The organism is Vibrio sp. 03_296, from assembly GCF_002265885.1.
The window spans coordinates 1-761 of the sequence record NZ_NPKW01000568.1 but is presented as its reverse complement, the minus strand read 5'-3'; the positions used below and the strand labels follow the sequence as shown (position 1 = coordinate 761).

General features: G+C 48.0%; 1 pseudogene. It reads left to right on the top strand.

Features of this window, described 5'->3' with window-relative positions:
• A pseudogene (locus CIK04_RS26230) lies at positions 1 to 599 on the top strand (efflux RND transporter permease subunit); the annotation flags it as partial.
• Positions 600 to 761: the final 162 nt, after the last annotated feature.

Here is a 761-nt window from a genome sequence, read left to right as displayed (position 1 = left end):
TGTTCTCACCGCAGATGCGTTTAATCAAATACGCAGTAAAATCGAGGCCATTCCTTTGCCGGCGGGCTACGAGCTGACTTGGTATGGTGAGTACAAAGCCTCCAATGACGCCAATGAAGGTTTGGTGATATCGGCCCCTTACGGGTTTCCGTCGATGATTTGTCGGTCATTTCATGTTTAACGCGTTAAGACAGCCGCTGGTGATCTGGCTAACGGCACCTTTGGCGGTCATTGGTGTCACGGTTGGCCTGATTGTCTTCCAAACGCCCTTCGAATTCATGGCGATTCTCGGCTTTCTTAGCTTGATCGGCATGATGGTGAAAAACGCCATCGTTTTGGTGGATCAAGCTGATGTGGAAATTCGACAAGGCAAGTGGCCGTTCCAAGCCATCATCGATGCGGCGATGAGTCGTGCTCGACCTGTGCTTCTTGGCGCACTGACCACGATATTAGGTGTTGCACCACTGTTGGTTGATCCCTTCTTTAAAAGTATGGCGGTCACCATCATGTTTGGCCTGCTGTTTGCGACCTTGTTAACACTGGTGGTGATCCCGCTTTTCTATGCCATGTTGTTTCGCATAAAAGTGGAGCAAATTTAACGTGACGAACAAACGCTACTCGGTTGAGTAGCGTTTTTTTTAAGGCGATTTCTGCGTATTTTTGCACAATTCTTTATGCAACTGTACGCCACTTCACAGAACCTGTCACACAACACGCTAAACTAACCTTAACCCTTCGCCACAGGAGTCTTTTTATGGATT